This is a genomic window from Bacillus sp. LBG-1-113 (genome assembly GCF_020708615.1).
Lineage (GTDB): Bacteria > Bacillota > Bacilli > Bacillales > Bacillaceae > Bacillus > Bacillus mojavensis.
In genome coordinates, this window is sequence record NZ_JAJFDG010000009.1 from 89,281 (window position 1) to 115,990 (window position 26,710).

General features: G+C 44.0%; 27 protein-coding genes and 2 riboswitches. Of the genes, 21 read left to right on the top strand and 6 right to left on the bottom strand.

Going from position 1 to position 26,710, the window contains the following annotated elements:
* The first annotated feature begins 5 nt into the window (after window positions 1-5).
* The 7 genes from LJF29_RS17830 (at window position 6) to LJF29_RS17860 (ending at window position 8,913) form a co-directional block, all read left to right on the top strand.
* Window positions 6-2,117: a cellulose biosynthesis cyclic di-GMP-binding regulatory protein BcsB gene (locus tag LJF29_RS17830; protein WP_229149968.1), complete on the top strand. Its 2,112-nt coding sequence runs from the start codon at window positions 6-8 to the stop codon at window positions 2,115-2,117.
* Between the two features lie 135 nt (window positions 2,118-2,252).
* A riboswitch (cyclic di-AMP (ydaO/yuaA leader) is annotated at window positions 2,253-2,396 on the top strand.
* A gap of 189 nt (window positions 2,397-2,585) precedes the next feature.
* A complete protein-coding gene (gene kimA, locus LJF29_RS17835) occupies window positions 2,586-4,409 on the top strand; it encodes a potassium transporter KimA (RefSeq protein WP_168746966.1) in 1,824 nt (607 codons plus the stop codon).
* A 49-nt stretch (window positions 4,410-4,458) separates the two neighbouring features.
* On the top strand, window positions 4,459-4,917 hold the full coding sequence (locus tag LJF29_RS17840; RefSeq protein ID WP_010333079.1) for an NUDIX hydrolase: 459 nt from the start codon (window positions 4,459-4,461) through the stop codon (window positions 4,915-4,917).
* Window positions 4,918-4,979: 62 nt separating this feature from the next.
* A complete protein-coding gene (locus LJF29_RS17845) occupies window positions 4,980-6,704 on the top strand; it encodes a pyruvate oxidase (protein WP_229149970.1) in 1,725 nt (574 codons plus the stop codon).
* A gap of 234 nt (window positions 6,705-6,938) precedes the next feature.
* On the top strand, window positions 6,939-7,304 hold the full coding sequence (locus tag LJF29_RS17850) for a hypothetical protein (RefSeq protein WP_229149971.1): 366 nt from the start codon (window positions 6,939-6,941) through the stop codon (window positions 7,302-7,304).
* Window positions 7,305-7,348: 44 nt separating this feature from the next.
* Complete coding sequence (locus tag LJF29_RS17855) at window positions 7,349-7,942, top strand: DUF5819 family protein (RefSeq protein WP_229149972.1); 594 nt, start codon at window positions 7,349-7,351, stop codon at window positions 7,940-7,942.
* A gap of 8 nt (window positions 7,943-7,950) precedes the next feature.
* A complete protein-coding gene (locus tag LJF29_RS17860; RefSeq protein WP_229149973.1) occupies window positions 7,951-8,913 on the top strand; it encodes an HTTM domain-containing protein in 963 nt (320 codons plus the stop codon).
* 414 nt (window positions 8,914-9,327) lie between these two features.
* Here the strand turns inward: LJF29_RS17860 and LJF29_RS17865 are convergent, their stop codons facing one another.
* The 4 genes from LJF29_RS17865 to LJF29_RS17880 all read right to left on the bottom strand — a co-directional run bounded on the left by LJF29_RS17865 (window position 9,328) and on the right by LJF29_RS17880 (window position 12,002).
* On the bottom strand, window positions 9,328-9,597 hold the full coding sequence (locus tag LJF29_RS17865; protein WP_010333081.1) for a hypothetical protein: 270 nt from the start codon (window positions 9,595-9,597) through the stop codon (window positions 9,328-9,330).
* A gap of 107 nt (window positions 9,598-9,704) precedes the next feature.
* Window positions 9,705-10,982 carry an Nramp family divalent metal transporter gene (locus LJF29_RS17870; protein WP_229149975.1) on the bottom strand — a complete coding sequence of 426 codons (1,278 nt, stop codon included), beginning with the start codon at window positions 10,980-10,982 and terminating at the stop codon, window positions 9,705-9,707.
* A 232-nt stretch (window positions 10,983-11,214) separates the two neighbouring features.
* The gene (locus tag LJF29_RS17875; RefSeq protein ID WP_010333083.1) at window positions 11,215-11,472 is read right to left on the bottom strand and encodes a GlsB/YeaQ/YmgE family stress response membrane protein; all 258 of its coding nucleotides are present in this window, start codon (window positions 11,470-11,472) and stop codon (window positions 11,215-11,217) included.
* 77 nt (window positions 11,473-11,549) lie between these two features.
* Window positions 11,550-12,002 carry a DUF2188 domain-containing protein gene (locus LJF29_RS17880; RefSeq protein ID WP_229149977.1) on the bottom strand — a complete coding sequence of 151 codons (453 nt, stop codon included), beginning with the start codon at window positions 12,000-12,002 and terminating at the stop codon, window positions 11,550-11,552.
* Between the two features lie 117 nt (window positions 12,003-12,119).
* Here LJF29_RS17880 and LJF29_RS17885 point away from each other — a divergent pair, with 117 nt between their 5' ends.
* The 5 genes from LJF29_RS17885 to LJF29_RS17905 all read left to right on the top strand — a co-directional run bounded on the left by LJF29_RS17885 (window position 12,120) and on the right by LJF29_RS17905 (window position 14,798).
* Window positions 12,120-12,938, top strand: coding sequence for an EcsC family protein (locus LJF29_RS17885; RefSeq protein ID WP_229149978.1), 819 nt, complete (start codon window positions 12,120-12,122; stop codon window positions 12,936-12,938).
* A gap of 129 nt (window positions 12,939-13,067) precedes the next feature.
* On the top strand, window positions 13,068-13,439 hold the full coding sequence (gene gsiB / locus LJF29_RS17890) for a glucose starvation-inducible protein GsiB (protein ID WP_010333086.1): 372 nt from the start codon (window positions 13,068-13,070) through the stop codon (window positions 13,437-13,439).
* Between the two features lie 139 nt (window positions 13,440-13,578).
* On the top strand, window positions 13,579-13,920 hold the full coding sequence (locus LJF29_RS17895) for a cupin domain-containing protein (RefSeq protein WP_168746970.1): 342 nt from the start codon (window positions 13,579-13,581) through the stop codon (window positions 13,918-13,920).
* The gene (locus LJF29_RS17900; RefSeq protein WP_229149979.1) at window positions 13,914-14,273 is read left to right on the top strand and encodes a YdbC family protein; all 360 of its coding nucleotides are present in this window, start codon (window positions 13,914-13,916) and stop codon (window positions 14,271-14,273) included. Before LJF29_RS17895 ends, LJF29_RS17900 begins: the two co-directional genes overlap by 7 nt.
* Before the next feature lie 138 nt (window positions 14,274-14,411).
* Complete coding sequence (locus LJF29_RS17905) at window positions 14,412-14,798, top strand: VOC family protein (RefSeq protein WP_168746972.1); 387 nt, start codon at window positions 14,412-14,414, stop codon at window positions 14,796-14,798.
* Between the two features lie 41 nt (window positions 14,799-14,839).
* Here the strand turns inward: LJF29_RS17905 and LJF29_RS17910 are convergent, their stop codons facing one another.
* Window positions 14,840-15,661 (bottom strand): manganese catalase family protein, encoded by an 822-nt coding sequence (locus tag LJF29_RS17910; protein ID WP_010333090.1) that lies wholly within the window; start codon window positions 15,659-15,661, stop codon window positions 14,840-14,842.
* A gap of 84 nt (window positions 15,662-15,745) precedes the next feature.
* Window positions 15,746-16,798 carry a C4-dicarboxylate TRAP transporter substrate-binding protein DctB gene (gene dctB, locus LJF29_RS17915; RefSeq protein ID WP_168746974.1) on the bottom strand — a complete coding sequence of 351 codons (1,053 nt, stop codon included), beginning with the start codon at window positions 16,796-16,798 and terminating at the stop codon, window positions 15,746-15,748.
* Between the two features lie 70 nt (window positions 16,799-16,868).
* Between dctB and dctS the strand changes: the two genes are divergently transcribed.
* From dctS to LJF29_RS17960, 9 genes are all read left to right on the top strand, one after another.
* Window positions 16,869-18,476: a two-component system sensor histidine kinase DctS gene (gene dctS, locus LJF29_RS17920; protein ID WP_229149981.1), complete on the top strand. Its 1,608-nt coding sequence runs from the start codon at window positions 16,869-16,871 to the stop codon at window positions 18,474-18,476.
* Window positions 18,466-19,146 (top strand): response regulator, encoded by a 681-nt coding sequence (locus LJF29_RS17925; RefSeq protein ID WP_229149982.1) that lies wholly within the window; start codon window positions 18,466-18,468, stop codon window positions 19,144-19,146. Before dctS ends, LJF29_RS17925 begins: the two co-directional genes overlap by 11 nt.
* Window positions 19,147-19,265: 119 nt before the next feature.
* Window positions 19,266-20,531, top strand: a complete 1,266-nt coding sequence (dctP, locus tag LJF29_RS17930; protein WP_229149983.1) for a C4-dicarboxylate transporter DctP — start codon at window positions 19,266-19,268, stop codon at window positions 20,529-20,531.
* A 148-nt stretch (window positions 20,532-20,679) separates the two neighbouring features.
* Window positions 20,680-21,732, top strand: a complete 1,053-nt coding sequence (locus tag LJF29_RS17935; protein ID WP_010333095.1) for an AI-2E family transporter — start codon at window positions 20,680-20,682, stop codon at window positions 21,730-21,732.
* Between the two features lie 48 nt (window positions 21,733-21,780).
* A riboswitch (cyclic di-AMP (ydaO/yuaA leader) is annotated at window positions 21,781-21,912 on the top strand.
* Between the two features lie 73 nt (window positions 21,913-21,985).
* Complete coding sequence (locus tag LJF29_RS17940; protein WP_010333096.1) at window positions 21,986-23,224, top strand: dicarboxylate/amino acid:cation symporter; 1,239 nt, start codon at window positions 21,986-21,988, stop codon at window positions 23,222-23,224.
* A gap of 90 nt (window positions 23,225-23,314) precedes the next feature.
* Window positions 23,315-24,241: an ABC transporter ATP-binding protein gene (locus LJF29_RS17945; RefSeq protein ID WP_229149985.1), complete on the top strand. Its 927-nt coding sequence runs from the start codon at window positions 23,315-23,317 to the stop codon at window positions 24,239-24,241.
* The gene (locus LJF29_RS17950; RefSeq protein WP_168746979.1) at window positions 24,234-25,001 is read left to right on the top strand and encodes an ABC transporter permease; all 768 of its coding nucleotides are present in this window, start codon (window positions 24,234-24,236) and stop codon (window positions 24,999-25,001) included. Before LJF29_RS17945 ends, LJF29_RS17950 begins: the two co-directional genes overlap by 8 nt.
* A gap of 95 nt (window positions 25,002-25,096) precedes the next feature.
* A complete protein-coding gene (locus tag LJF29_RS17955) occupies window positions 25,097-25,432 on the top strand; it encodes a hypothetical protein (protein ID WP_003225151.1) in 336 nt (111 codons plus the stop codon).
* Window positions 25,433-25,560: 128 nt separating this feature from the next.
* Window positions 25,561-26,703 (top strand): acyl-CoA dehydrogenase family protein, encoded by a 1,143-nt coding sequence (locus LJF29_RS17960; RefSeq protein ID WP_229149986.1) that lies wholly within the window; start codon window positions 25,561-25,563, stop codon window positions 26,701-26,703.
* The last annotated feature ends 7 nt before the right edge of the window (window positions 26,704-26,710 follow it).

The following is a 26,710-nucleotide window of genomic DNA, read 5'->3' on the forward strand; positions in this document are numbered from 1 at the left end:
CCTTTTTGAAACAACTACTTATTTTTCTGACAAGCATTATGCTGCTGGCAATGACCGGACAAACGGCCTTCGCCCAAGAGATGCAGGTCGATGGCTCTCTTCTGGGCAAAAGCAGCCGTGAACAAGCCAAACAGCAGGTGCTGACAAGCGATCTCATGACACTGTACGGATCAAAAGACAGCGCGGAACTGACGTATCAGATTCCCGCAGGCGCCTCTTCCGGCAGCCAGCAATTGGTGATTGAATACGAGGCATCGGATCTATTAATTTCTCCTTCTTCATTAACGGCTGTGATTGACGATGAACCGGTCAAAACGGTAAAGCTAAACGGTGATTCAAAACGGAAAACACTGAAGCTGAACTTGGCCAAAAGCCAGTCCGCCCAAGGCTATCACAGCGTATCGCTGAAATTTTACGGCGTCATGAAAGAGGGCGTCTGCGTCAGACAGGATACGTCCGGCAACTGGATCAAAATTTTTCCGGACAGCCGCCTGACACTGGCGGACAGCAGCGAAGCGAAGGGAACGTCACTTGAACATTACCCATACCCATTTGCCCAATCGGGTAATACAGCGGAAGAGACTGCTATTGTCATTCCGGATAACCCGAGTTCGGCAGAAATTGAAGCGGCTGTCAAAACAGAAGGATACCTGAAAACTGCGGACAGCAGTGTCAGCATTTCGTTTGTGAAGGAATCTGAAGTGAAGCAAATCGACAAGCCGACCATTTTCATCGGTGTGGACAAGCATTGGAACGGCAAGGTGGAAAAGCTGATCAAACAAGCCGGCTTACAGGCAAAAGGAGAAACACTTCTGCTTGCGGAGCGCGTGCTGAAAGCGCAGGGCAAGCAGCAGCCGGTTCTGTTTGCTCAAGCGGCATCTGATGATGTGCTCTCAGAAAAAATCAGCGTCATCACTGATCAGACTTACACCGGCCAGCTAAGCGGCGAAACACTTTCTATTGGCAAGCTTCACAAGTCTGAAAAGCAGGAAAGCAATAAGCTGATCCTTGAGAAATTCGGGGCAGAAGATATGACAATTGGAGCTGACAAAACATCTTCAGCGCATTATTTTTATCCGGCTTCGGCGGTGATAGATCAAAACCAATCAGCCAAGCTGTCGCTTAAGCTAAAGAAATCGGAAACGATTCAAGCAGCCGCCGCAGAAAGCGATTCATCCTCTCAAGCAGCAGAGCTGAAGGTCCTAATCAACGGGCAGCCGCATTCGGTCCGCCTCAATGAATTAGGAAAAGAAGATAAAAACGGATACTATCATGTCACGCTGAAAGTAGACCCTAAGCTGCTGCAGAAAAACCGCTACATTGATATGCAGTTTATCACCACGGGCTTAAAGGAAGACAACCCTTGCAATACAACTGACGAAGAGAAATGGGTCTTTATTGATAAAAGCAGCACATTGTCTTACACCGTTAAAGGCACAGCTCCGTCAGCGAATTTTCAGGAGTGGCCGCTTCCTTACGCCGGAAATCAGGAACAGGCAACACTGATTGTGCTTCCTGACAGTGTGAGCCAACCTAAGCTTAAAGAGCTTTCTCTCGTTACTGATTCCTTCGGAAGCGAAGCCCAGCAATCTTTTACAGTAAGGAAAGCATCTGAAGTCAAAGCGGATGACGCGAAAGGCCGGAACTTAATTTTCATCGGCGGTGTCAGCCAGTTCTCTCTTTTGAAAGAGAAATCTGCTGATCTGCTTGTGCCTCAAGCGAAAAACGGCTCGTTTGACGTGTCGGGCTTTGAAATGCTGAACGAGACAACGAAACAAGTGGCATTTACCCAGGCGTCTTTATGGGATGCAAATTATACGATGGCTGTTTTTGCGCCGCTGAAAGAAAATGGTGCAGCCGTCACAAAAGAAATGATCAGGTTTCTGAACAGCAATGATGACACGGCGACCGTCATCAATGAAACAAACAGCCAGCAGGTGTTTACAAACCACCAGCAGCTCAAATCGGAAACAAACAGTTCTGAAGCAGAAAAAACAGCCCAAGATCAAGGCCAGAAACTGCTGTATATCGGCGTGCTGGCTCTCATTATGGTGATTGCGGCATGCTTCATTTGGGTCACCGTTAGACGAAGAAAAAGAAAGATAGATAGAGAATAAGACAGAGGCTGATATCAGCCTCTGTTTTTTTAATTTGGTTCAAATTTTCCATTTGTGGAATCTGTCATTTTATTTTTTTCTCAGGGCCGATAAGCCTCTTTACAACATACGTAAACGGGAGTATGATCTCTTTTAGAAAACAAATCGCTTAATCTGAAAACAGAGCGGGGGACCCATTTTGGCGGCATTTTGCCGCTCGGGGTGAATCCTTTTTAGGTAGGGCAAACTCTCATAGCCCGAATCCGTCAGCTAACCTCGTAAGCGTTCATGAGAGGAGATGAATGAAACCTGTGTTCGATGTTAAGGCACAGGGGCATCCGTTTGCCTCTGTGTTTTTTGCTGTTCAATTTTCAGAATGTAAATCGCATACAGAGACATCATAGCAGAAAGGACTATTATAAAATGTGAGAACAGATGCGGATGTTTTATTGTTTTAATGAAAAATGAAATTAAAAGGGGAAGACATCGATGTATCATTCAATCAAACGTTTTTTGATTGGGAAACCGTTAAAATCACAAGCAGCAGGAGAACAAAAACTGACAAAATTAAAGGCACTTGCCATGCTCTCCTCAGATGCTTTATCATCTGTCGCTTACGGAACGGAACAAATTCTTATCATATTGGCGGCGGTAAGCGCTGCTGCATTTTGGTATTCCATTCCGATAGCGGTCGGCGTACTCATTTTGCTGCTCGCGCTGATTCTCTCATACAGGCAAATTATTTACGCTTATCCGCAGGGCGGCGGGGCGTATGTTGTATCAAAAGAAAACCTCGGCGAAAAGCCCGGACTGATTGCAGGCGGTTCATTGCTCGTCGATTATATATTAACTGTAGCAGTAAGTATTTCCGCAGGAACGGACGCCATCACCTCGGCGTTCCCGGCACTGCATGATTATCATATACCCATTGCTGTTTTGCTGGTTTTAGTGATTATGATTTTAAATCTGCGGGGGCTGTCAGAATCAGCATCAATACTTGCCTACCCGGTCTATCTGTTTGTGGCGGCTCTTTTCATCCTGATTGCCGTCGGTTTATTTAAGCTTATGACAGGGCAAATAGATCAGCCTGTTCACCATACACCGATCGGCACACCGGTAGCCGGCATTACGCTGTTTTTGTTGCTAAAGGCTTTTTCATCCGGCTGCTCCGCGCTTACCGGAGTTGAAGCGATCTCCAACGCGATTCCAGCCTTCAAAAACCCGCCTGCGCGAAACGCGGCGAGAACGTTGGCTATGATGGGGATCTTGCTTGCGGTTCTGTTTGCCGGTATCACAGTACTTGCATACGGTTACGGGACGGCTCCGAAACCGAATGAAACGGTCATTTCACAAATTGCGTCGGATACCTTCGGAAGAAATGTGTTTTACTATGTCATTCAGGGGGTGACATCGTTAATTTTGGTCCTTGCGGCGAATACGGGCTTTTCAGCTTTTCCGCAACTTGCCTTCAACTTGGCGAGAGACCAGTACATGCCGCGCATGTTTACAGTAAGAGGCGACCGCTTAGGCTTCTCAAACGGAATTATCTTTTTAGGCGTTGCCTCAATTGTGCTGATTCTGTTATTTGGAGGGCAGACGGAGCACTTAATCCCGCTATACGCGGTCGGTGTGTTTATTCCATTTACGCTTTCGCAAACAGGAATGTGCATCAAATGGATCAAACAAAAACCAAAAGGCTGGATTGGAAAAATGCTGATCAACTCCTGCGGCGCATTGATATCGTTTATGGTTCTGTCCATCCTGTTTGTCACGAAGTTTAATGTCGTATGGCCTGTTTTGATCTTTATGCCGATCGTCGTTTTTTTGTTTTTCGCGATTAAGAATCATTATACGGCTGTCGGTGAGCAGCTTCGTATCGTAAACAAACAGCCGGAAGAAATCAAAGGTACGGTCGTGATTGTGCCTGTAGCCGGTGTCACGACCGTCGTGCAAAAGTCCATTCAATACGCAAAGTCACTGTCAGATCAGGTCATTGCCGTTCACGTATCGTTTGACAGAGAACAGGAAAAGAAAGTGGAAAAACGCTGGGAAGAGCTGGATAATGGAGTGCGTCTTGTCACGCTTCACTCTTCGTACAGAAGCCTGATCCATCCGTTTGATAAGTTTTTGGAAACTGTTGAAGCAAAAGCAAAGAAGAAACAGTTTTCTGTCATGGTGCTGTTCCCGCAGTTTATAACAAAAAAACGCTGGCACACCATTCTGCACAACCAGTCAGCCTTCCTGCTGAGAGTCCGGCTGTTCTGGAAGAAGGACATAATCGTTGCCACATTGCCGTATCATTTTAAAAAGTAAGCAGCTAAGACCAAGGGACATCCCTTGGTCTTTTTTAAATAAAGGGGGAATGGCGGTGTATACGGAAGGGGCATTTGTTATAGTGACAAACGCAAAGCGGCAAATTCTGCTGGTCAAACGGAAAGACGTTCCTTTATGGGATTTGCCGGGCGGACGGGTTGAATCAGGAGAAACCCCGGAGGCAGCGGCGATCCGGGAGGTAATGGAAGAAACGGGATATCTGATAGAGCTTTCCGGGAAATTGGGTGTCTATCAAAGACCTAAGTTTCAGGACGAACAGCATGTGTTTGCAGGGAACATAACAGGCGGACAAGCGATAGAAAACGGCATGGAAACGGCCGGGCTGAAGTGGTTTTCGCCGGAGCGTCTGCCGCTTTTGATGGTGCCAAACCGGAAAATGCAAATCAGAGATTTTCTAAACGGTGCCGCGGGCATCAAGAGTACCGTCAAGGACAACAGCTTTTTGGCGGCCCTAGACCTGTTCAGAAGGAAATACAGCAAGCGATAGTTGCCTCCGGGTTTTAAACGGCTCCCCCTGTGGTATTGAAAAAGGAAAAAGGAGGATACGGCATGGCACACAAAACAGCAGGACAAACAATGACAGAACTGCTTGAACAATGGGGAGTCGATCATGTTTACGGCATCCCCGGAGACAGCATTAACGAATTTATTGAGGAACTGAGACACGAAAGAAATCAATTGGAATTCATCCAAACCCGCCATGAAGAGGTGGCAGCGCTGGCAGCCGCGGCTGAGGCAAAACTCACCGGCAAGATTGGTGTCTGCCTGTCAATTGCAGGGCCGGGTGCGGTGCACTTATTGAACGGTTTATACGATGCAAAAGCGGACGGCGCCCCTGTGCTTGCGATTGCAGGTCAGGTTTCCTCAGGCGAAGTCGGGCGGGACTACTTTCAGGAGATTAAGCTTGAGCAAATGTTTGAAGACGTGGCAGTGTTTAACAGGGAGGTACATAGCGCGGAGTCACTGCCGGATCTGTTGAATCAGGCGATCCGCACTGCCTACAGCAAAAAAGGCGTTGCGGTATTAAGTGTGTCAGATGATTTGTTTGCGGAGAAAATCAAACGGGAACCCGTTTATACATCACCGTTGTATATTGAAGGGAATCTTGAACCGAAAAAAGAACAGCTTGTGACATGCGCGCAATACATTAACAATGCGAAAAAGCCGATCATTTTGGCGGGACAGGGAATGAAAAAGGCGAAGCGGGAGCTGCTGGAATTTGCGGATAAAGCAGCGGCGCCGATCGTCGTCACGCTCCCCGCAAAAGGCGTTGTTCCCGATAAGCACCCGCACTTTCTCGGTAACCTTGGGCAGATTGGGACAAAACCGGCCTATGAGGCAATGGAAGAATGCGATTTGTTAATTATGCTCGGCACCTCGTTCCCGTATCGTGATTACTTGCCGGAAGACACACCGGCCATCCAGCTTGATTCAGACCCGGCGAAAATCGGCAAACGCTATCCGGTAACAGCGGGGCTTGTCTGTGACTCGGCTCTCGGTCTGCGCGAACTGACGGAGTATATTGAACGGAAGGAAGACAGAAGATTCCTAAATGCCTGCACTGAACATATGCAGCATTGGTGGAACGAAATCGAAAAAGATGAAACTGAGGCGACAACACCGCTTAAACCTCAGCAGGTCATCGCACGTCTTCAGGAGGCAGCAGCGGAAGACGCGGTGCTGTCTGTAGATGTCGGCACTGTCACCGTCTGGATGGCGCGGCATTTCAAAATGAACGTCAACCAGGATTTCATCGTTTCCAGCTGGCTTGCGACAATGGGCTGCGGCCTGCCGGGAGCTATAGCGGCGAGCTTGTCTGAACCGGAGCGCCAGGCCATCGCAGTCTGCGGTGACGGGGGCTTTTCCATGGTCATGCAGGATCTCCCGACCGCGGTCAAATACAAGCTCCCGATTACGGTCGTTATTTTAAACAATGAAAATCTTGGCATGATTGAATATGAACAACAGGTCAAAGGCAACATTGACTATGTCACAAAACTTCAGAATGTTGACTATGCCGCATTTGCAGAGAGCTGCGGAGCAAAAGGCATCAAGGTGACCAGAGCGGAAGAGCTTGCGCCGGCCTTTCACGAGGCGCTACACTCCGATCAGCCGGTCGTTGTTGACGTAATGATCGGAAATGAACCGCCGCTTCCCGGCAAGATCACCTACGGACAGGCAAAAGGCTTCAGCAAATACATGCTGAAAAACTTCTTCGAAAATCAAAAAATCGAAATGCCGTCATTGAAGAAAAGTTTGAAACGGTTATTTTAGTGAATATAACAAAGGGTTATTGGGATAACTCCCAATAACCCTTTTAATTAAACTGAAAAACCTATTTTTAGATTTAGGTTTAGACTCATATAATAATAGATATATTATAAGAAAGTGTTTACATATAAAAAAATGATATGTTATTATGTCCTTGTATTTCCATTTTTTTATAAAGGAGGAACTATAAGGGTAGTTGTTTCGGTCGATAAAAATAAGTATAAGGGGAATTAGATCATGAAAAAAAAGTTATTTAGTGCAATTTCAATAGGGGTATTAGGAGTGACATTTTTTGCGAATTCTTATACAACGCAAGCTGCACCAGAACATATTAAACAGGTAAAACATATTGAATTAAATACTGGTGAAGATGAATACACAACAAAAAATGCATTTGCTGCTGGAGTTGCTGCCGGTATAGTTAGTGCAGCAGTTTATGATGGCATTAAAGCCGCTGGAAATTGGTTAGGAAAACAAGCAAACAAAGCTAATGCACAATCTATATATAGTGCAGCTCCTGCTAGAAAATATGCATGTTATATAGTGAATCCTAAAGATCACGAGGATATTGATATTTCAGAAGTTGTGGAATTTGGTAGGTAAAAAGGAAGGGGCCTCCCTTCCTTTTCAAATGGAGGTTGTATAATTTGAAGACAAAGAGGAAATATAATTTACTTGTTTTGTTCCTTTCATTATTAGTAGTATTCCATACAATAATAATGATAATGTATAACTTGCCGTTAAATCCTGTTAACTTTAAGCATGAGAAATTAATTTCAACGTACATGAATCCATTATTTACTCAAAATTGGCAATTATTCGCCCCGGATCCGGTAAGCACAAATAACAATATTATCTGCAGGGGGGTCTTTACAAATAATAAAGGACAAAAAGAATATACTGAGTGGATAGATATTACAGAAAGTTATAATGCAGATATTAAAAACAATTTATTTTCACCAAACAGATTAATGAAAACTGCGCTTTCTGGAGCTGTCTTTGAGGTTCAACCGTATCTAAAGCTGAGTGATAAAAAAAAGAATAAACAATTAATTGAGAACGAGTATATCCAAATTATATCTAGTATAGCTGTGAAAAAAATAGAGAGAAGTAAGAAAGTAAAATTAGAATCATTAGATGTTAAGTTGTCTATAGAATCGTTTCCTGAGTATGGAAAGAAGGGGAAGTCAAAATTTAATGTACTGCAGTTCCCCCATATCAATTTACTAACAAAGGAATGAAATTTAATTTGAAAATTATTTTAAATAAGTTCAGAAATTTTAATCATTTAATGTCAAATAAAATGCATTATTTAATAGGTTCAAGCATCTTAAGGATATTTATTGGATTACATATTATGTTTACTTATTTAATTCACTTTGCTCAAAGGAATGAAATATGGGGACCTAATGCTTTTTATTCATTTGAAAAGTGCTTTGAAGCTTATGGTTTTACTTCTCTATATCTTTTTAGTGACTCACAGTTATATTTTGAGTTTATTTTTATAAGTGGAATAGTCATTAATAGTTTGTATATATTAGGGTTTAAAATGAGAATAGTAAGCATCATAAATTTTATTTGGGTTTGGTCTTTATATCAAAGGAATCCTTATATACATGACGGTGGTAATAATATTCTCATTCTTATTATGTTGTATCTTATTTTTGCATCGTTAGGTGAGTTTTTTACTATCCATACTGAATCCCGTTGGAAAGAAAAGTCTAAAGTTACTATTATTATTCACAATTTCTCAGTGATGGTTTCAATGATTCAAGTGTCTTTACTTTATTTTTTTGCGGGCTTTAACAAAGCGCAAGGAAAAATGTGGACCCATGGGACCGCACTTTACTATATACTACAGGTTGATGAATATAGTATAAACAAAGGGTTTACAAATCTCGTTATTGATAATCCTTATCTTCTAGTATTAGGAACATACTCAGCATTGTTTCTCCAGCTAATGTTTCCAATATTAGTTTGGAATAGGTATTTTAAAATTCCCCTGCTTATAGGTTCAATTCTTTTTCATTTATCTATAATTATATTTATGGGTCTCCTTCAATTTGGTGTTATAATGATAGCCCTTGATTTATTGTTTATAACGGATACGGAGTATAGGAAATTGTACAAGCTTTTATCACGAATTTATGATAAGTTTAAACTGAAGTTTAGGAATATTTTCAACTCAAGGTTAAGAAATCCCACCATTTAAAATATCGTTTAAATGTTAATGTCTGACTGTTATAATTATTATGTCTTTTCAATCCAATTTAGGGGGAAGGGGTTTTATGTTTGATTACATTAAGATTATTATTTACTTAATCGGATCAATTGGAATGATCTATGCTTGTTATCACGATTATAACTATGCAAAAAAAGGACAAAATGACAAGTGCATATTTTTCAAAAATAAACGATTAAGTGGAGTAGTGCTATTCTGTTATTTGTTTTTATTTTTAGCTAATCTTAAGGACTTCTTGTTTTTATTAATTAACACGAAATAAATACAATTGTTAGTTAAAAGACTGTCGATGTGAGTCGGCAGTCTTAATTTTACCTAGTCAATTATTTTTGTCCTTGTATGTTTATTCTTATTAAATCTTATAGAACTCTTCTCATTATAAGCTTATTTCCCTTTTTTCGAAAGTCCGAAAAAGAAAGGAAATGCAGAACCAACCAATAAAGTGCCGAATAAAAACATGCCGCCGATAAACACGTGAAAATTAGCGCCACCGGCTGTAAAAGCGGTAATTAAGGAAATGATACTGAGCACCACCATGGCGATGCCAGGCGCGATCCTCATTTTTTTACCTGTTGATTTATAAGCGATAACAGAACATAAAATTCCGATAACAATAGGGACAATCCATAAATAAAACAGAATAAATACTGACATTATCAAAACTCCGATTTTTTCTTCTATCATAACAAATTTCTGTAAAAAATGATATCAATGAGCTTTGAAGCCAAAATAAAAAACCGGCTCTATCAGCCGGTTTTTGTCTAACGGAACGTATCGACGATCAAAAACACATTCAAAGCAACAATCAGTACAGCGATCAGCCAAGAAACAACTGTTACCCATTTGGCATTGATCAGTGAACCCATAATTCGCTTATTGCTTGTGAACATAATAAGCGGAATTAAGGCAAAGGCAATGCCGAAGGAAAGAACCACCTGGCTCAGCACAAGAGCCGACGTCGGATTGACGCCTGATGCGATGATCAAGATCGGCGGAATGATTGTGATGAACCGCCGTACATACAGCGGGATGCGGTAATTGATAAATCCCTGCATAATCACATCGCCTGAAAGTGTTCCGACAGACGAACTGGACAGGCCCGCAACCAGCAGGCCGATTCCGAATAGCATGGCTGAAACAGGGCTGACAAGATGACCGAACTGCTGAAACGCGACATCAAGATCCTCGACAAACAGCCCATTTTTGAAGAATAATGCTGCAGCCACAATCAGCATACTCGCATTAATAGCCCCTGCAATCAGCATCGCTATTAAAATATCAATAAATTCAAATCTGAAGATTTTTTTCCGTTCGGCATCTGTTTTGCCGACAACCCGCCGCTGTGTGAGGGCAGAGTGTAAATAAATGGCGTGCGGCATAACGGTTGCGCCGAGAATCCCTGCGGCAAGAAGAACGCTGTCGGTCCCGTGAAATGTCGGAACGAAAAGCCCCTTCATCACTGAGACGGCATCCGGCTTTGCGAAAAAGGTCTGCAGCGCAAAGGCGATGACCACTACAAACAGCATGCCGGCAATACCGGCTTCAAGTGAACGATAACCGCGGCGCTGAAGCTCCAAAATCGCGAAAGAGCCGATCGCCGCAATAATAGACGCTTCGAGCATCGGGATGCCGAACAGCAAATACAGTCCCAGCGCCGCTCCGATAAATTCCGCCAGATCAGTCGCGATAATGACGAGCTCGCCTTGAATCCATAAGCCGATAGAAACGGGCTTAGGAAATTCCTCACGAGCGACCTCAGGCAGGTTTTTGCCTGTCGCGATACCGAGTTTGGCGGAGAGTGATTGGATCAAGAGCGCCATGATATTAGAAAATAAAATCACCCATAGCAGCATATATCCATATTTAGAACCGGCTGATATATTTGTTGCGAAGTTACCGGGATCGATATAGGCAATAGCTGCAATAAACGCCGGGCCTAAAAAAGGCAGTAGTCCTCTGAATCCTCTGCTTTTCCCGTCAAGCGCATCTTGGACTGCTTTGGAACGGGGAGATTGTGCTGTGATGTCCTTATTCATCATGTACTCACCTGAATTCTAATTGTTTTTGCCATACAACAAAGAGTTTCCTTGAACCAAATTATTTTATCTACATCATATGACCATCCCGATTTCTTGTCAACCAATGATGATCAAAATCACTTCTTAAATTTTTCCCTGTTATGTAACATGATATGTAGGGCATCTGATAAGGGTCCATACATAAAAAGACATCGTTTCTGTATGAAACGATGCCTCCTGAATAATCTAACATTTAGGCTTCCTTCCGCAATCCGCGGAATACGAGGCTCAGTAAGAATACGAAGATCGCTGCCCCGATAATTGCCGGAATAATGGCAAATCCTGCAAGGCTCGGTCCCCAAGTTCCGAGTAGGCCATGCCCGATCCATGCGCCGATCAGACCTGCAATCATCGAACCGAAGATTCCTCCAGGCATGCGATTGCCGACGATGGCGCTTCCGATTAGTCCAATTAAGATAGCAATAACTAATGAAACCAAAAAGCTAAGCATGATATTCACCTCTCCTTAATGATTTATATATCAATAGCCGTTCTAGACAGATCCGAAACGTACAAAAGCACATTTGCTTATGAGTCTGTTTTTATCTTTCTCTGCACACTGCCGTCAGCCAAATGAACAATTACGTCAGTGCCTTTATGCTCAGCAATTTCCTTTGCCCTTTCAATTGCTTCTGTTTTCGTTTCCTTGATTTCAGATACACGTTTGGCATCCTCAGCTTTGACGGCCCAGCCATTTTTATGCTTAATGACATGTTCCGCTTTATTCATCAGCTCGGGTCTGGTGTCATCGTTTGCCTCCTCATCGCGTTCTGTTTCATCATCATGTTTGAGAAAGTCGTCAATTTCCTTTTTTGAGGCGTTTTCCGCCCATTCCTTTGCTTTGCTCGTCGCAATCGGAATGGCGTGTCCGTCCTCATAGCCTTCATCAATCATGGCATTCGCGATTTCAATCGCCTTTTTCTTCACAGGCTTCTCGAGATTTTTCAGTGAAGCGGGGTAATCCTTCATAGACCAAGGCATTTCCATCACTCCTTTTGCTTTTATAAAAAGGGTACCCGCAGGTGAAAAATAAAAACGTTTTAGAGAAAAATGAAGGTATACTATATAGTAGAAAAACGGAAGGGAAGTGCGAGTTGGGTGACAACAGAACGAAAAGAAGACTTACATCAGCAATTAAAAGAAATAGAGAAATGGGAAAAGGAGCAGCAAAAAGTCTGGTTTTGGGAAAAACTCAGCCGTCTCCCGTTTCAGCTGCTGGACAAGCTGACGCCGGAATTCATTCAGAAAAAGATCGGCAAGCTTTTGGATGAGGTGGGCACCTTTGTTCAGACTGGAGGAAAGTACCTGACATCGGAAAAACAGATTATCAAAACGTTTCAAAAGAAACTGCCCGAGCAAACCTTTGAATCACTGGAGGACGTACAGAAAGCGCCTCTGGCTGTTATGGATGATGTTGCTGAAGCGATGGGCAAAAACCGAATCAATGCTGCAACCGTTCAGGGAGCGACCACGGGTGTGGGCGGCGTATTTACACTGGCGGCAGACATTCCGGCTGTGCTCGGTTTATCATTAAAAACGCTGCAGGATATCGCAGTGGCATATGGCTATAATCCAAAGGAGAAAAAAGAGCGTGTCTTCATCGTAAAATGTTTGCAGCTTACTTCAGCAGATGTTGTCGGTAAAAAATCCATTCTGAAAGAATTAAAAGACTATGATCAGGACCGTACATATAAGAATGTCGCTTCCCAAGTCCAAGGCTGGCGGGAAGTGGTTTTAGGCTACCGTGACACCTTTGGCTGGAAAAAGCTTTTTCAAATGGTGCCGGTCGCGGGAATGGTCTTTGGCGCGGCAGCCAATCGCTCGACATTAAATGACATTACCGAAACAGGCATGATGCTCTATAAAAAGCGGCGCATCCTCGAGCGGCTCAAAGAAACAGCACAGAATCATGAATAGAAGAAAAGCAGACGGGCACCGCGTTCCGTCTGCTTTTTTCAGTCAAAACACACCCAATGTGTTTTGTTTGTTTAAAAGAAATGACAGCGGGAAAACAACAACCAACACCAATTAAAGGAGGAATTCAAAATGGCACAAGATAACAAAATGAGCAGAGAAGAAGCAGGTAGAAAAGGCGGAGAAACGACTAGCAAAAACCATGATAAAGAATTCTATCAAGAGATTGGTCAAAAAGGCGGAGAAGCCACTAGCAAAAACCATGACAAAGAATTCTATCAGGAAATCGGCGAAAAAGGCGGAGAAGCCACTAGCAAGAATCATGACAAAGAGTTCTATCAAGAGATCGGTGAAAAAGGCGGAGAAGCCACTAGTGAAAATCATGACAAAGAATTCTATCAAGAAATCGGCCGTAAAGGCGGAGAAGCGACAAGCAAAAATCATGATAAGGAATTCTACCAAGAAATTGGCTCAAAAGGCGGAAACGCCCGCGACAACGACTAACTAAGTAAAGCATAAAAGGCAGACAACCTGTAGATAAAAAGCGATCCGGCGCAGAAGCTGGATCGCTTTTTATTTTTGATTTTTTCTCAATTTATGCCAGTGTTGCGATACAATAAGTGAAAAAAAGGGGTTTTCGCCAATGTCCGAAATGCAAAATGTGCTCGCCATCGCTAATGAAGTCAAAGAAAAACACGCCAATTTTTCAATCTCAGAGGTCAATGACCACTGTGTGCGCCTCGCTGTGTTTACAGGAGAATATGACTGGCACCATCACCCTGACTCAGATGAATTATTCATTGTTCTTGAAGGTGAGCTGCTGATCGATTTTAAGAACAAAGAAACCGCGGTACTCAAAGCGAATGACAGCCTGCTGATCCCAAAAGGAACGGTTCACCGCACGCGCTCTTACGTCAGAACGGTGAATCTCTGTGTCGAGCATATACAAGCGAAGACAGTCACGATAGAGGAATTGCCATGCTGATCAAAAGGATTGTATGTGAAGTAGACGCTGCAAATGCTAAGGCATTTGCAAACGCGCAGTCACAGTGGGGAGCACTATCACATGTAAATGGCTTCATCAAACAGACCGGCGGTTGGCGGAAAACAGCAGATGGGCTGTTCACCGCAGAGATCATCAGCGTTTGGGAGAACAGAGCTGCCTATGATCATTTTATGGAGAACGAACATGACGTTATCTATGAAGAAATCGGGCAAAAGGCTACGTTATATTCAATAGAAGTGGCGCTTACTCAGGTTGATGCAGAGGGGGTCGCTTTCTTATTTGAGAACCGGGAAATTGAATACGAGCCTGGATGGACCGTGACAAAAGCTTAGTGATGAGAAATCGCCCTCAAAAAGAGGATAAGCTGAGTTTATCGCTCATAATAACAATAAAGATATTCTCCTGTTATTTTGATTGAATTAGAATGAAGAAAATGGCATTCAATTGTGAAATCAGGGGGATTAATTCGGATGACTTTTCATTTTCATGAAATTGACCATATTCAGCTTGCGGCTCCTAAAGGCTGTGAAACTGCTGCAAGACAATTTTACGGCGGGATATTAGGCTTTCAGGAAATTGAAAAACCAGATGAGTTAAAAGCCCGGGGCGGAGTCTGGTTCACTTTTGGGAACAGACAATTGCATATCGGGATAGAAGAACCTTTTGTCCCGGCTAAAAAAGCACACCCTGCATTTGAGGTTTTGAATATAGAAGGCTTAAAAGAACATGTAAAATTAAATGGAATTGCAATTGTTGAGGACAATAAACTTCCGGGAGCGGACAGATTCTATATTTCAGATCCATTTGGCAATCGTCTGGAGATGCTTGAGTGGCAGACAACGCACAAAAAAGGATAGATCACGGTTAATGATGATCTATCCTTTTTATGATAGTGTCTTTACTCGCGTCCTGGAAGCGTATCATGAACAAAAGGCGGTGCTGGTTTTAACTCTGGTTTTTCTCCAAACGCTTTAGCTTCTTTCACATATTCAAAGGCTTCTCCATCCGGCGCTTTCTCCTTCAGCCAGTTTTGCTCGGCACTTTCTTCACCTTCAGAGAAATTGATCAACTGATGCGAGAACTCTTGTTTTTCGAGTGCTTTCGGGAATGTCCCCGGCACAATCGGGCCTTCCTGTGCTTCTAATTCTTTAATGGCGGCGAGCCATTGGTTTTGGTGCATGGTGTCACGCGCCAGCAGGAAGCTGAGCATATCTTTGACGCCTTTGTCATCCGTCATTTCAAACAGGCGTGCGACCTGCAGACGGCCTTGTGATTCCGCATTCAGATTGGCGCGGAAGTCTGCCAGCAGGTTTCCGCTTGCTACGATATAGCCGCCGCTCCAAGGTACGCCTGTACTGCTTTCCGGCATGGCGCCAAGTCCTGATACAATGGCATGGTGAGGGTTCATGCCGCCCAGGATGGAGCCGATGACCGGATCTTCAGCGGCTTTTTCCTGCTGATCAAGCGGGGCGTCCTCAAGAAGTCTGGCGATCATCGTAGCGATCATTTCAACATGCCCGAGTTCCTCAGTTGCCGTATCCATCAGCAAATCCTTGTATTTTTCATTTCCTCTTGTATTCCAGCCTTGAAATAAGTATTGCATGGCAACAGAAATTTCTCCGAATTGCCCGCCTAAAATTTCTTGCATTTTTTTAGCGAATAATGGATCTGGACGATCTGGTTTAGCAGGATGCTGCAGCATTTTTGTGTGCTTAAACATGTACCCATCTCCTTTTTCGTTTGTCTCTTTTTATATTTCCAATCGTATGAAAGATAAACGAAACACAGCGTATCGAGATGGGAACTATGAATCTTTTCGCAGCTCCAAAAGCTCCTGAATCAGCTTCCGGCCGAAGATGGGCTCGTACTGCCGGTAAACAGGATCAAGGCGCTTCATCCATTCTTTTTTCTCTTTATCTGACAGCTCATAAATATGTATAGTAGAATTCTTTTTAATTTCTTCCAGCTGTTCCTTGTTCATTTGTTCGGCGTACGTTTCATTCCACTCCGTCGTCTCCTTCATCGCTTCAGTCAAAATACGCCGTGTTTCTGGTGTTTGCGCCTTCCAGAAGTGTTCATCAGTCATGACAGCGTAGCCGAGATAACCGTGGCTGCTTATTGTCAAATAGTCCTGAACATTATAAAATTTTTTAGAATAGATGTTTGAGATTGTATTTTCTTCGCCATCGACTATATTGTTTTCTAACAGCTGAAAGGTAGAATTGAAGGATTCCTGATGAGGCGTTGCGCCAAGCAGCTTGAACTGATCCTCGATCACATCGCTTTGCATAATGCGCAGATCTTGCCCTTTTAAATCACCCGGTGTTTTGACCGGCCCTTGATTTGTCGTGATTTGTTTAAAGCCGTTTGTCCAATAGGCCAGTCCTTTTAGCTGGTTTTTCTTTAGAGAATCAAACAGCTGTGTGCCGATGCTTCCGTTCAGGCCTTTTTTGACGGCATTGTAATCTGTAAATGCATACGGCAGATCCAGCACCCCCCATTCAGGAGAGAGCATGCCGAGCTTCGATGTGGAGGGGGCGATAAATTGAACATCGCCGTTTTGCAATGCTTCAATTTCTTCAATGTCCGAGTACAGGCTTCCATTCGGAAATACTTCAATTTTTATTTTCCCGCCTGATTTTTCGTTCACCAAATCAGCGAATTTATTGGCGGCCAGCCCTTTTGGCGTATTTTCAGCAACGACATGGCTGAATGTAAACACGATTTGATCCTGCAGCCCTTCCTGGTCGTCATCATAAACAATCTCTTTATTGCCGGTATGATCATGGAATCCAATAAATAAAGCGGTTGCAATTCCAGCGATCATCAGACCGAGACATGCAAGCAAACTCTTCACGAAAAGCCCTCCCTTTATGTTAAGGATAATGGGGGCAATGCCATTCGTAAAGACCTGAAAGGAGAAGCTGATGAACAAAAAGAAGCTCTCAATCCGCTGGAAAATCACAATCCTCTCCTACATACTCGTCATTTTCTCCTTTTTGATCGGCGGCATTGTGCTCATAGGCAATATTCAGCATACAGAGGAAAGGGAGCTGAAAAAACGGCTGATGAATACGGCTCGGACGGTGTCGGAGATGACCGAAGTGAAAGAGGCATTATCGCGAAAAGAACAAACAGAAGCCGTCCGTCATGCGGTTGAAGAGATCCGTATGATCAATGAAGCAGACTACATTGTCGTCATGGACATGGATCATATTCGTTATACTCATCCTGTCAGCGCAAACATCGGAAAAAAGTCAAAGGGTGCAGATGAAGAGGCGGCGTTTGCGGAGCACATTTATTTCTCAGAAGCAACAGGCGAGATCGGGACGGCTGTGCGGGCCTTTTATCCGGTAAAGGATCAGGATTTGAATCAGATCGGAGCAGTACTCGTCGGAAAAACACTGCCGGGGATGGCTGATATATTGTTTCATTTAAGAAGGGATATCGCCTTCATTGTAGTGCTGACACTCGGATTCGGCCTGGCGGGTTCGTTCCTGCTGGCCCGTCATATCAAAAAACAAATGTTTCAGCTCGAGCCCCATGAGATTGTCCGGATGTATGAAGAGCGAACCGCTACCTTTCACTCTATGAACGAAGGCGTGATCGCCATTGACAACCGGCATATCATCACAATATTTAATGAAAAAGCGAAACAGATTTTTGAGGTGCAGGGCGATCTGGTCGGAAAGGTGATTTGGGATGTGCTCAAGGATTCGCGCCTGCCTGAAATCGTGGAGCGGAACAAAGCGGTTTATAATGAAGAAATTCGTGTCAGCGGAAAGGTCATCATGAGCAGCAGGATTCCGATCGTCATGAAGAAAAAAGTCATCGGCGCCGTCGCGATTTTTCAGGACAGAACAGAAGCGGCCAAGATGGCAGAGGAATTGACGGGTGTCAAAAACTTTGTCGAAGCGCTCCGCGTCCAAAATCATGAGCATATGAACAAGCTTCATACCATCGCAGGCCTGATCCAGCTCGGCAAATCTGATAAAGCGCTGCAGCTGGCGTTTCAGACTTCAACCGAGCAGGAAAACGTCACTGAATTTCTGCATCGCTCCATTCAAAATGACGCCGCGGCGGGGCTTTTGCTAAGTAAAATCAGAAGGGGAAAAGAACTCGGCATTGCTGTGCATATTGATGAAAACAGCAGCCTGCAGCAATTTCCCGAGCATGTCGACCAGCATGATATCGTCGTGCTTCTCGGCAACCTGATTGAAAATGCCTTCGGCTCGTTTGAAACCGTTCAGTCTGATGATAAACGAATTGACATCAGTATAGAACAAACGGAGGATATCCTAGCGATATTAATAGAAGATAACGGATGTGGGATTGAACACACACATATGCCGTACCTCTATGAAAAAGGATTTACAGTGAATAAAACAGGCGGCACAGGCTATGGCCTCTATTTAGTCAAGCAAATAACAGACAAAGGGTCGGGTGCGATAGAGGTCGATTCACACCCGGGACAGGGCACGTCTTTTTCAATCGTTTTTCCGATGAAGGGAGAGGAATCGCAGCATGGCTCGTAAAGAAATCAAGGTTCTGCTCATTGAAGACGATCCGATGGTTCAGGAAGTCAATAAGGATTTCATCACAACCGTTAAAGGCTTTACCGTCTGTGCGCAAGCGGGAAACGGGGATGAAGGCATCAAGCTGATCAAAGAAAAGCAGCCCGAACTCGTGGTTTTGGATGTATACATGCCAAAAAAAGACGGGATCAAAACCTTGCAGGAGATCAGAAAGCAAAAGCTCGAGGTAGATGTCATCGTCGTATCCGCTGCAAAAGACAAAGAAACAATTTCTCTTATGCTGCAAAATGGGGCAGTTGACTATATCTTAAAACCGTTTAAGCTCGAACGCATGAGACAGGCGCTTGAAAAATATAAACGGTATAAACAAAAAATAGAGGAAAACGACACGCTGTCCCAGGATCAGCTTGATGCCATCCTCAATATCCCGCAGCAGAACGTACAGGATCTGCCGAAGGGGTTAAATCATTTTACGATGAATGAGCTCATTGCTTTTTTGAAGCAGCAAACGTCGCCTCTTTCTGCTGAAGAGGTTGCCAAGGCTCTCGGCATCGCCAGAGTGACAGCGAGGCGCTATCTTGATTATCTCGAAAAGAACGGAACGATTCAGCTTGATGTTCAATACGGAGGAGTCGGACGCCCCGTCAACCGCTACATATTTAATATGTAAATCCGAGACCAAAAAGACCAAAATGACCGTTATGAACATAAACTTCCCCGCCCCTTATGAAAACGCTATCATTCTAGTAAGAAAGACACAAAGGCGACTAGGACAGGGGGAGGAAGAATATGAAACTGTTTAAAAATTTAACAGTTCAAGTCATAACCGCGGTCATCATCGGGGTCATTGTCGGATTGGTTTGGCCGGATGTCGGCAAAGAAATGAAACCGCTTGGCGATACCTTTATCAACGCTGTGAAAATGGTAATCGCTCCAATCATTTTCTTCACAATCGTTCTCGGGATTGCAAAAATGGGCGATATGAAGAAGGTTGGAAAAGTAGGGGGAAAAGCATTTATCTATTTCGAGGTTGTTACGACCCTTGCACTCATTATCGGTTTATTTGTCGTTAATATGATGAAGCCGGGTGCGGGCCTCGATTACAGCAAGCTTGAAAAGGGAGATGTCTCACAATACACGCAAAATGGCGGTCAGGGGATCGACTGGGTTGAATTTGTCACACACATCGTACCGTCCAACATGGTTGATGCCTTCGCAAAAGGGGACATTTTGCAGGTCTTATTCTTTTCCATTCTTTTCGGAGTCGGTCTAGCGGCGTTAGGTGAAAAAGGGAAAAGCGTCATTGATTTCTTTGATAAAATTTCACATGTCTTTTTCAAAATTATCGGATATGTTATGCGTGCGGCTCCAATCGGCGCATTCGGAGCGATGGCGTATACGATCGGGCACTTTGGACTCGATTCCATCAAGCCGCTTGCCAGCTTAATGCTGTCTGTGTATATCACAATGTTCCTGTTTGTGTTTGTCGTTTTAAATATCATCTGCAAGCTATACGGATTCAGCCTTTGGAACTACCTGCGCTTTATCAAAGATGAGCTTCTCATCGTGCTCGGCACAAGCTCATCAGAATCAGTTCTTCCGAGAATGATGGATAAAATGGAGCGCTACGGCTGTTCAAAATCAGTCGTCGGGCTAGTTATTCCGACCGGCTATTCGTTTAACCTAGACGGAACATCCATTTATTTATCAATGGCGACTGTCTTTCTGGCTCAAGTGTTTGGAGTGGATCTCAGCATCGGGCAGCAAATAACGATTATCCTCGTTCTGATGCTGACTTCGAAGGGAGCAGCCGGTGTGACAGGAAGCGGATTTATCGTTCTTGCGTCAACCCTCTCAGCCCTTCAGGTCATCCCGCTTGAGGGCCTTGCGCTTCTGCTCGGTGTCGACCGTTTCATGAGTGAAGGAAGAGCGATTGTGAACCTGATCGGAAACGGAATCGCCACAATCATCGTTGCAAAAAGTGAAAAAGAATTCGATGAAGCAAAAAGCGTAGAGGCTGTGGAAGGCTTGAAAAAAATGAAAACAGCAGTCTGAAAAAAGAGCGGCCCATCCATGGGGCCGTTTTTTTCATTGTTTAGAAATTATTAAGGTGTGGACAGAGACCTCAGCATTTTTTTGTTATATAATTTACAAATGGATACTATATTGAATGAAGGACGTTTGTCCTAACAGGAGTGTATAAATGGCCGCTTTAGTAAAATTTTTTCAGCACCCGGGAGTAAGGCGTTTTTCCATCTTTGTCGTGTTAACTGGTGTGTTATATCTATTTAAGAGCATGATCAACTTAATATTGCTGACCTTCATCTTCACATTTCTTATGGATCGTTTGGAGCTTGTCGTCCGGCAGTTTTTGAGCCGTTTCTTCCGAGTGAGCCAGCGGATTGTCATTACATTTCTCTACATTTTGCTGGCCGTGCTGCTTACAGTCGGAGGCTTTGTGTTTTATCCGGTCGTTGCCGCACAGATTCAGCAGCTGATCAAGCAAATTAAACATATTGCGTATCATCCAAGCAGCATTCCTTTCTTTGATGAGATCACAAGTGTTTTCGGAGATATTAATATCAGTTCGTATGTCAAAGAGGGTTTCAATGTACTTTATACGTATCTGGCCGATATCAGCACATTCGGCTTGCAGATCGTGATGGCGCTCATTCTCAGCATGTTCTTCTTATTTGAGAAAAAACGGCTGTCTGAATTTATGGAGCAGTTTAAAACGAGCAAGCTTGCTGTGTTTTATAATGAGATTGCTTTTTTCGGAGGAAAATTCGCGAGAACGTTCGGCAAGGTGCTTGAGGCACAATTTATCATCGCCCTCGTGAACTGTATACTGACTTTTATTGCGCTCTGGATTATGCATTTCCCTCAGCTGTTGGGACTCTCCATCATGGTTTTCTTTCTCGGATTGATCCCGGTAGCAGGCGTTGTCATCTCCCTGATTCCGCTCAGTATTATTGCGTACAGCACAGGCGGCGGAATGTATGTGCTCTACATTGTGCTTGTCATTTTCGCCATCCATGCGATTGAGACATATTTCCTCAATCCGAAGCTGATGTCAGCGAAAACAGAGCTGCCGATCTTTTTCACATTTACAGTCCTGATTTTTTCTGAGCATTTTCTAGGCATTTGGGGCTTAATTATCGGAATTCCGATCTTTGTATTTCTTCTTGATATACTTGATGTGACGAACAAGGAAGATGGGCCCAAAAGATTCCGAGAAAAAAGTAACAAAAAATAGTTTACAAAATTGGATCTTTTCTGTATAAATAAACTACATCATACAATAGTAAGCCACACGCTTAATCCTTTTTAAAAGGAGTGGGGGACCCAATCTTTTGGGGTTTATTTTTCATCTGAAAAACGGACATCTCTTCGTCCGAACCCGGCAGCTAACCTCATCAGCGTGAAGAGAGAATCCTGTGGTTTTATGATACACCCAAAGCCCGCGGGAGTCTCTCGCGGGCTTTTTTTTCAAAAAAGGAGGAATGCGGATGAAACTGGCAACAAAGATTATCATTGCATTGGTTCTGGGCGCCGTCACGGGGATTATTTTGAACGTAACATCACCTGAATTATTTGAAAATTTGAATAAGTTTGTATTTGGCCCTCTTGGCACCATCTTTTTAAACCTCATCAAAATGCTTGTCGTACCGATTGTTTTTTTCTCTCTTACATTAGGAGTTGCCGGGCTTGGCGATCCTAAAAAGCTTGGCAGAATCGGTGTGAAGGCCATCTCTTATTTTCTCATCACGACAGCGGTGGCGATTACGATCGGGCTTATACTGGCGCTTGTCATTAAGCCGGGTGAGTTCGGCACTTATGATGTCTCATCCGCTAAATTTGAGGCAGAAGAAGCACCGAGTATTGCTGACACACTTCTGAACATGATTCCGGCCAATCCCGTTCAAGCGATGACTGAAGGAAATATGCTCCAAATTATCGTGTTTTCCATTTTTGTCGGACTTGGGATTACGATGCTAGGCAAAAAAGCAGATATGCTTTTGAAAGTCGTTGAGCAGGGCAATGAACTGATGATGTATCTGGTCAACCTAGTCATGAAGTTTGCGCCATACGGCACGTTTGGTCTCATTGCGACAGCTATCGGCAGCCAGGGATTAAGTGCAATAAAAGCGATGGGGCTGTACATGATTGTTGTTACGCTGTCTCTTGTCATACATGCAATCGTCACCTACGGTTCAACAGTGGCCCTTTTAGCAAAAAGAAATCCGATTACGTTCTTTAAAGATTTCTCAGAAGTTATGGTCGTTGCGTTCAGTACCTCAAGCAGCAATGCAACGCTTCCGGTATCAATGGATGTAGCCCAGAAAAAACTCAAAGTGCCTGAGCCGATCAGCAGCTTCGTTCAGCCGCTCGGCGCGACGATTAACATGGACGGTACAGCCATTATGCAAGGGGTGGCCACCATCTTTATTGCACAGGTATTCGGACATGATCTTACATTTACGCAATTGCTGATGGTGATATTGACGGCCGTATTAGCAAGTGTGGGAACCGCGGGTGTTCCGGGAGTCGGCTTGATTATGCTCGCCATGGTGCTTCAATCAGTCGGCCTGCCTGTTGAGGGCATCGGTTTGATCCTCGGAATAGACCGCTTGCTCGATATGCTTCGTACAGTGGTCAACACAACAGGAGACGCGGCCTGTGCCGTCATCATTACAGAAACAGAAAAGAACAAACAGACGGAGCAAGCACCGACTCTATCGGTTTAACCAAACATTTGGAAGCAACAAATGTTATAATACAAACAGTGCCTATTTTTAGGCACTGTTTATTTTTTGTCGAAAAAGGAGGAAGGCTTTATGGCTGAGCCGATTTTACATATTGAAGGCCTTGATAAAAAAATAGGGTCTAAACAGATTTTAAAACAGATCAGCATGGACGTCAGGCAGGGAGAGATTATCGGTCTTCTCGGTCCGAACGGTTCCGGAAAAACGACACTCATCCGCATCATCGTCGGGCTGTTAAAACAAAACAGCGGAAGCGTAGCCATCAACGGATTCAAGCATGATACTGAGTTCGAACAAGCGATGGAAGCTGTCGGTGCGATTGTGGAAAACCCTGAGTTTTACCCATACCTGTCAGGCTGGGAAAACCTCAAACACTTTGCAAATATGCACAAAAAAATAGATGATGACAGACTGGACGAAGTTGTGGAACGAGTCGGGCTGACATCAGCAATTGATGATAAGGTGAAAACCTACTCACTCGGCATGCGCCAGCGTCTCGGCATTGCTCAGGCCATTCTTCACCGGCCGAAGCTTCTCATTTTAGATGAGCCGACAAACGGTCTTGATCCTGCCGGTATGAAGGATTTTCGCGACCATATTAAGGAGCTCGCCGAAGAGGAAGGAACAGCGGTTTTATTCGCCACTCATTTATTGCGTGAAGTTGAAGACCTGTGTGACCGTGTCATCATCATACAAAAAGGCGAGATCAAAGCAGAAGTGAGCCTGAATGGAGCCGGTCAGAAAACGGAAAAAGCCGTTATTGAAGTGCAGCCGGCGGAAAAAGCGATCGCTTGGCTGGTGGGCAATGGGTACACAGCTGAACGTAAAGACGGCTCCATCGTGGTGGATATAGCGAAAGAAAATATACCAGAGCTGAACCGCTCACTAGTCGGACAAGGACTGAACGTATTTTCAATTATGACTTATACGCAGTCACTGGAAGATGAATTTATAAAAGCGACAACCGCTCATCAAGAGGAGGGAGAAGAGCTTGTCTAAATTAATATGGAATGAACATATGAAACTCTTTAATCGAAAAGTCACATTTGTTTCGCTTATATTGATGGCCGTTTTTCAATTTTTTATGGCGCTGATCATTAAACGGATCGTCATCAGTGCCGGAACTGACGAAAACTTTATCGGCTACTTTTCCTATACACCGAGCCTGAATATCTTGCTGCAGGCGTTAACCATTGTGATTGCAGCGACGATTATTTCTAATGAATTTGATAAAAAGACAATTAAATTTCTGCTCATTCGCCCGGTCAAGCGGCAAAAGGTTTTTTGGTCGAAATTAATGACAGTTATAATGGTCAGCTTCTATCTTTATCTGACATACTACATTCTGGCTTTATTATTCGGTCTTGTCTTTTTTGGCACGTCCGTGACATCTGAATCAAAAACATTGTTCATCAACACATTGGAACTAATTGGCACAAACTGGCTTGAAGCGGTGCTGATGGGATTATTCGGTTTGCTTTGTTCATCACTGTTCCGCAACAGCGCCATTTCAGTTGTCGTTTCCTTTGTCGTTTTATATGGAGCAAGTTCACTTGTGCAAATCATGAAGCTGTTTGAAAACAAATGGGGAAGCTTTTTGCTTTTTGCAAACACGGACTTCACTCAATACAAAAGCGGACAAACGGCTCTGTTTTCAGGCATGACACCATTGTTCTCTGTAGGGATACTTGTAATTCATGCTGTTTTCTTCATTGCCGTTGCCTGGTGGAGCTTCTGCAAACGGGATGTTCGAATCTAAAGGCAAGGAATGACATTTTTGTGAAAAAGCTCACGTAAATCAATATCAAACGATGTTTTGGTTTATAATAAAGGTACTGACGGAGGTGTCTCGAATTGAGAAACTTTATTACCGCTTTACCGATTGTATTGCTGCTTGGATTCTCATTTGTGTCATTTATGTTCCAGTTTGAACATCTTGTGTATTTCAGGCTCGCGCTGGGGTTGTTTTCTCTCGTGGGGCTGTACATGATATATAAAATGAAGACGGGTATCCGTTATTTTATCATTTATCTGTATGCAAGCTGGATTGTGCTTGCGGCAGTTACGGCCTTTGAAGAGCCGATCTTCTCAAGTTTTTTCTTCGGCGGATTGGTCATGACAATGGGTTACCTGACTTATATGCTTATTTATCTCGGTATGAAACAAGACCGGGATGCAAATCCGGTTTAAACACGCTGTTCCCTTGGGAACGGCGTGTTTTTCTATAGTGGATAAAATGTTAACAGTTGCGGAATCAAGGCTGGAAATCTATAATACATATTAAATTTATCGGAATTGATAAAATGGGGGGCTGCCGGATGTCATTATTTGTACGGAACGAAAAACAGCGGCAATGGATAGAGAAAATAGGACAGCTAGCGGATGAATTTCAGCAAACAGCCGCTGAGGATGATGAACAGGGACGATTTCCTGCCGAAAAAATCCAGAAACTGCGTGATACAGGATATACGGCGATAACCGTGCCGAAATCCCATGGAGGAGCAGGAATATCTGTTTATGACATGCTGCTATTTCAAGAGCGGCTTGCACGGGGAGATGCACCTGCAGCTCTGAGCATCGGCTGGCATTTAAGCGTGATGGGAGAGCTCGGGGAAGGAAACAGCTGGGATGAAGATGTGTTTGCGTTTATCGCAAAGGAAGTTCAAAACGGCGCCGTGATCAATAGAGCAGCGACAGAAGCGAAAACCGGGAGCCCGACCAGGGGAGGGCGCCCCGGGACTGCTGCTGTCAAAAAGGACGGCAAATGGGTGGTGAATGGAAGAAAAACGTTTACGACAATGTCACAAGCGCTTGATTATTTTTTAGTGACGGCATGGATTGAAGAAAAACAAACAACAGGTGTGGTGTTGGTTCATAAAAATGATCCTGGTGTATCAATTGAAGAAACATGGGATATGATGGCGATGCGGGCTACTGGCAGCCATGATCTTGTATTAAACGAGGTAACGCTCGATGATAATAAACTGGTGGAACTGCTTCAAGGGCCGCGGGGAGCAAAGCCAAACGGCTGGCTGCTCCATATTCCGGCGGTTTATCTTGGTGTGGCTCAGGCTGCCAGAGACTATGCGGTGCGTTTTGCCTCCGAGTATTCACCAAATAGTTTGAAAGGGCCGATCAAGGACGTTCCGGCCGTTCAGCAAAGAACAGGCGAAATGGAGCTTGAGCTGCTGAATGCCAAGCATTTTCTCTTTCATGCGGCTGAATTGTATGACGATCCGGAGCGCCGCCCTTACTTGAAGAATGAGCTCGGTGCGGCAAAACATATCGTTACAAACGCCGCGCTTTCTGTTGTAGACAAAGCGATGAGAATTGTCGGGGCCAAAAGCCTTGAACGCACCAACCCGCTTCAGCGCTATTACCGGGATGTGCGCGCAGGTCTCCATAACCCGCCGATGGACGACGCGGTTATTCAAAAGCTGGCCGCAGAAGCCTTTCATTAAATAAAAA

Bases quoted from the DNA above. Each gene is read 5' to 3' on its own strand.
- kimA (WP_168746966.1), top strand. From the start codon at position 2,586: ATGTATCATTCAATCAAACGTTTTTTGATTGGGAAACCGTTAAAATCA.
- LJF29_RS17840 (WP_010333079.1), top strand. From the start codon at position 4,459: ATGGCGGTGTATACGGAAGGGGCATTTGTTATAGTGACAAACGCAAAG.
- LJF29_RS17845 (WP_229149970.1), top strand. From the start codon at position 4,980: ATGGCACACAAAACAGCAGGACAAACAATGACAGAACTGCTTGAACAA.
- LJF29_RS17850 (WP_229149971.1), top strand. From the start codon at position 6,939: ATGAAAAAAAAGTTATTTAGTGCAATTTCAATAGGGGTATTAGGAGTG.
- LJF29_RS17865 (WP_010333081.1), bottom strand. From the start codon at position 9,597: ATGTCAGTATTTATTCTGTTTTATTTATGGATTGTCCCTATTGTTATC.
- LJF29_RS17870 (WP_229149975.1), bottom strand. From the start codon at position 10,982: ATGATGAATAAGGACATCACAGCACAATCTCCCCGTTCCAAAGCAGTC.
- LJF29_RS17875 (WP_010333083.1), bottom strand. From the start codon at position 11,472: ATGCTTAGCTTTTTGGTTTCATTAGTTATTGCTATCTTAATTGGACTA.
- LJF29_RS17880 (WP_229149977.1), bottom strand. From the start codon at position 12,002: ATGCCTTGGTCTATGAAGGATTACCCCGCTTCACTGAAAAATCTCGAG.
- gsiB (WP_010333086.1), top strand. From the start codon at position 13,068: ATGGCACAAGATAACAAAATGAGCAGAGAAGAAGCAGGTAGAAAAGGC.
- LJF29_RS17895 (WP_168746970.1), top strand. From the start codon at position 13,579: ATGTCCGAAATGCAAAATGTGCTCGCCATCGCTAATGAAGTCAAAGAA.
- LJF29_RS17900 (WP_229149979.1), top strand. From the start codon at position 13,914: ATGCTGATCAAAAGGATTGTATGTGAAGTAGACGCTGCAAATGCTAAG.
- LJF29_RS17905 (WP_168746972.1), top strand. From the start codon at position 14,412: ATGACTTTTCATTTTCATGAAATTGACCATATTCAGCTTGCGGCTCCT.
- LJF29_RS17910 (WP_010333090.1), bottom strand. From the start codon at position 15,661: ATGTTTAAGCACACAAAAATGCTGCAGCATCCTGCTAAACCAGATCGT.
- dctS (WP_229149981.1), top strand. From the start codon at position 16,869: ATGAACAAAAAGAAGCTCTCAATCCGCTGGAAAATCACAATCCTCTCC.
- LJF29_RS17925 (WP_229149982.1), top strand. From the start codon at position 18,466: ATGGCTCGTAAAGAAATCAAGGTTCTGCTCATTGAAGACGATCCGATG.
- dctP (WP_229149983.1), top strand. From the start codon at position 19,266: ATGAAACTGTTTAAAAATTTAACAGTTCAAGTCATAACCGCGGTCATC.
- LJF29_RS17935 (WP_010333095.1), top strand. From the start codon at position 20,680: ATGGCCGCTTTAGTAAAATTTTTTCAGCACCCGGGAGTAAGGCGTTTT.
- LJF29_RS17940 (WP_010333096.1), top strand. From the start codon at position 21,986: ATGAAACTGGCAACAAAGATTATCATTGCATTGGTTCTGGGCGCCGTC.
- LJF29_RS17945 (WP_229149985.1), top strand. From the start codon at position 23,315: ATGGCTGAGCCGATTTTACATATTGAAGGCCTTGATAAAAAAATAGGG.
- LJF29_RS17960 (WP_229149986.1), top strand. From the start codon at position 25,561: ATGTCATTATTTGTACGGAACGAAAAACAGCGGCAATGGATAGAGAAA.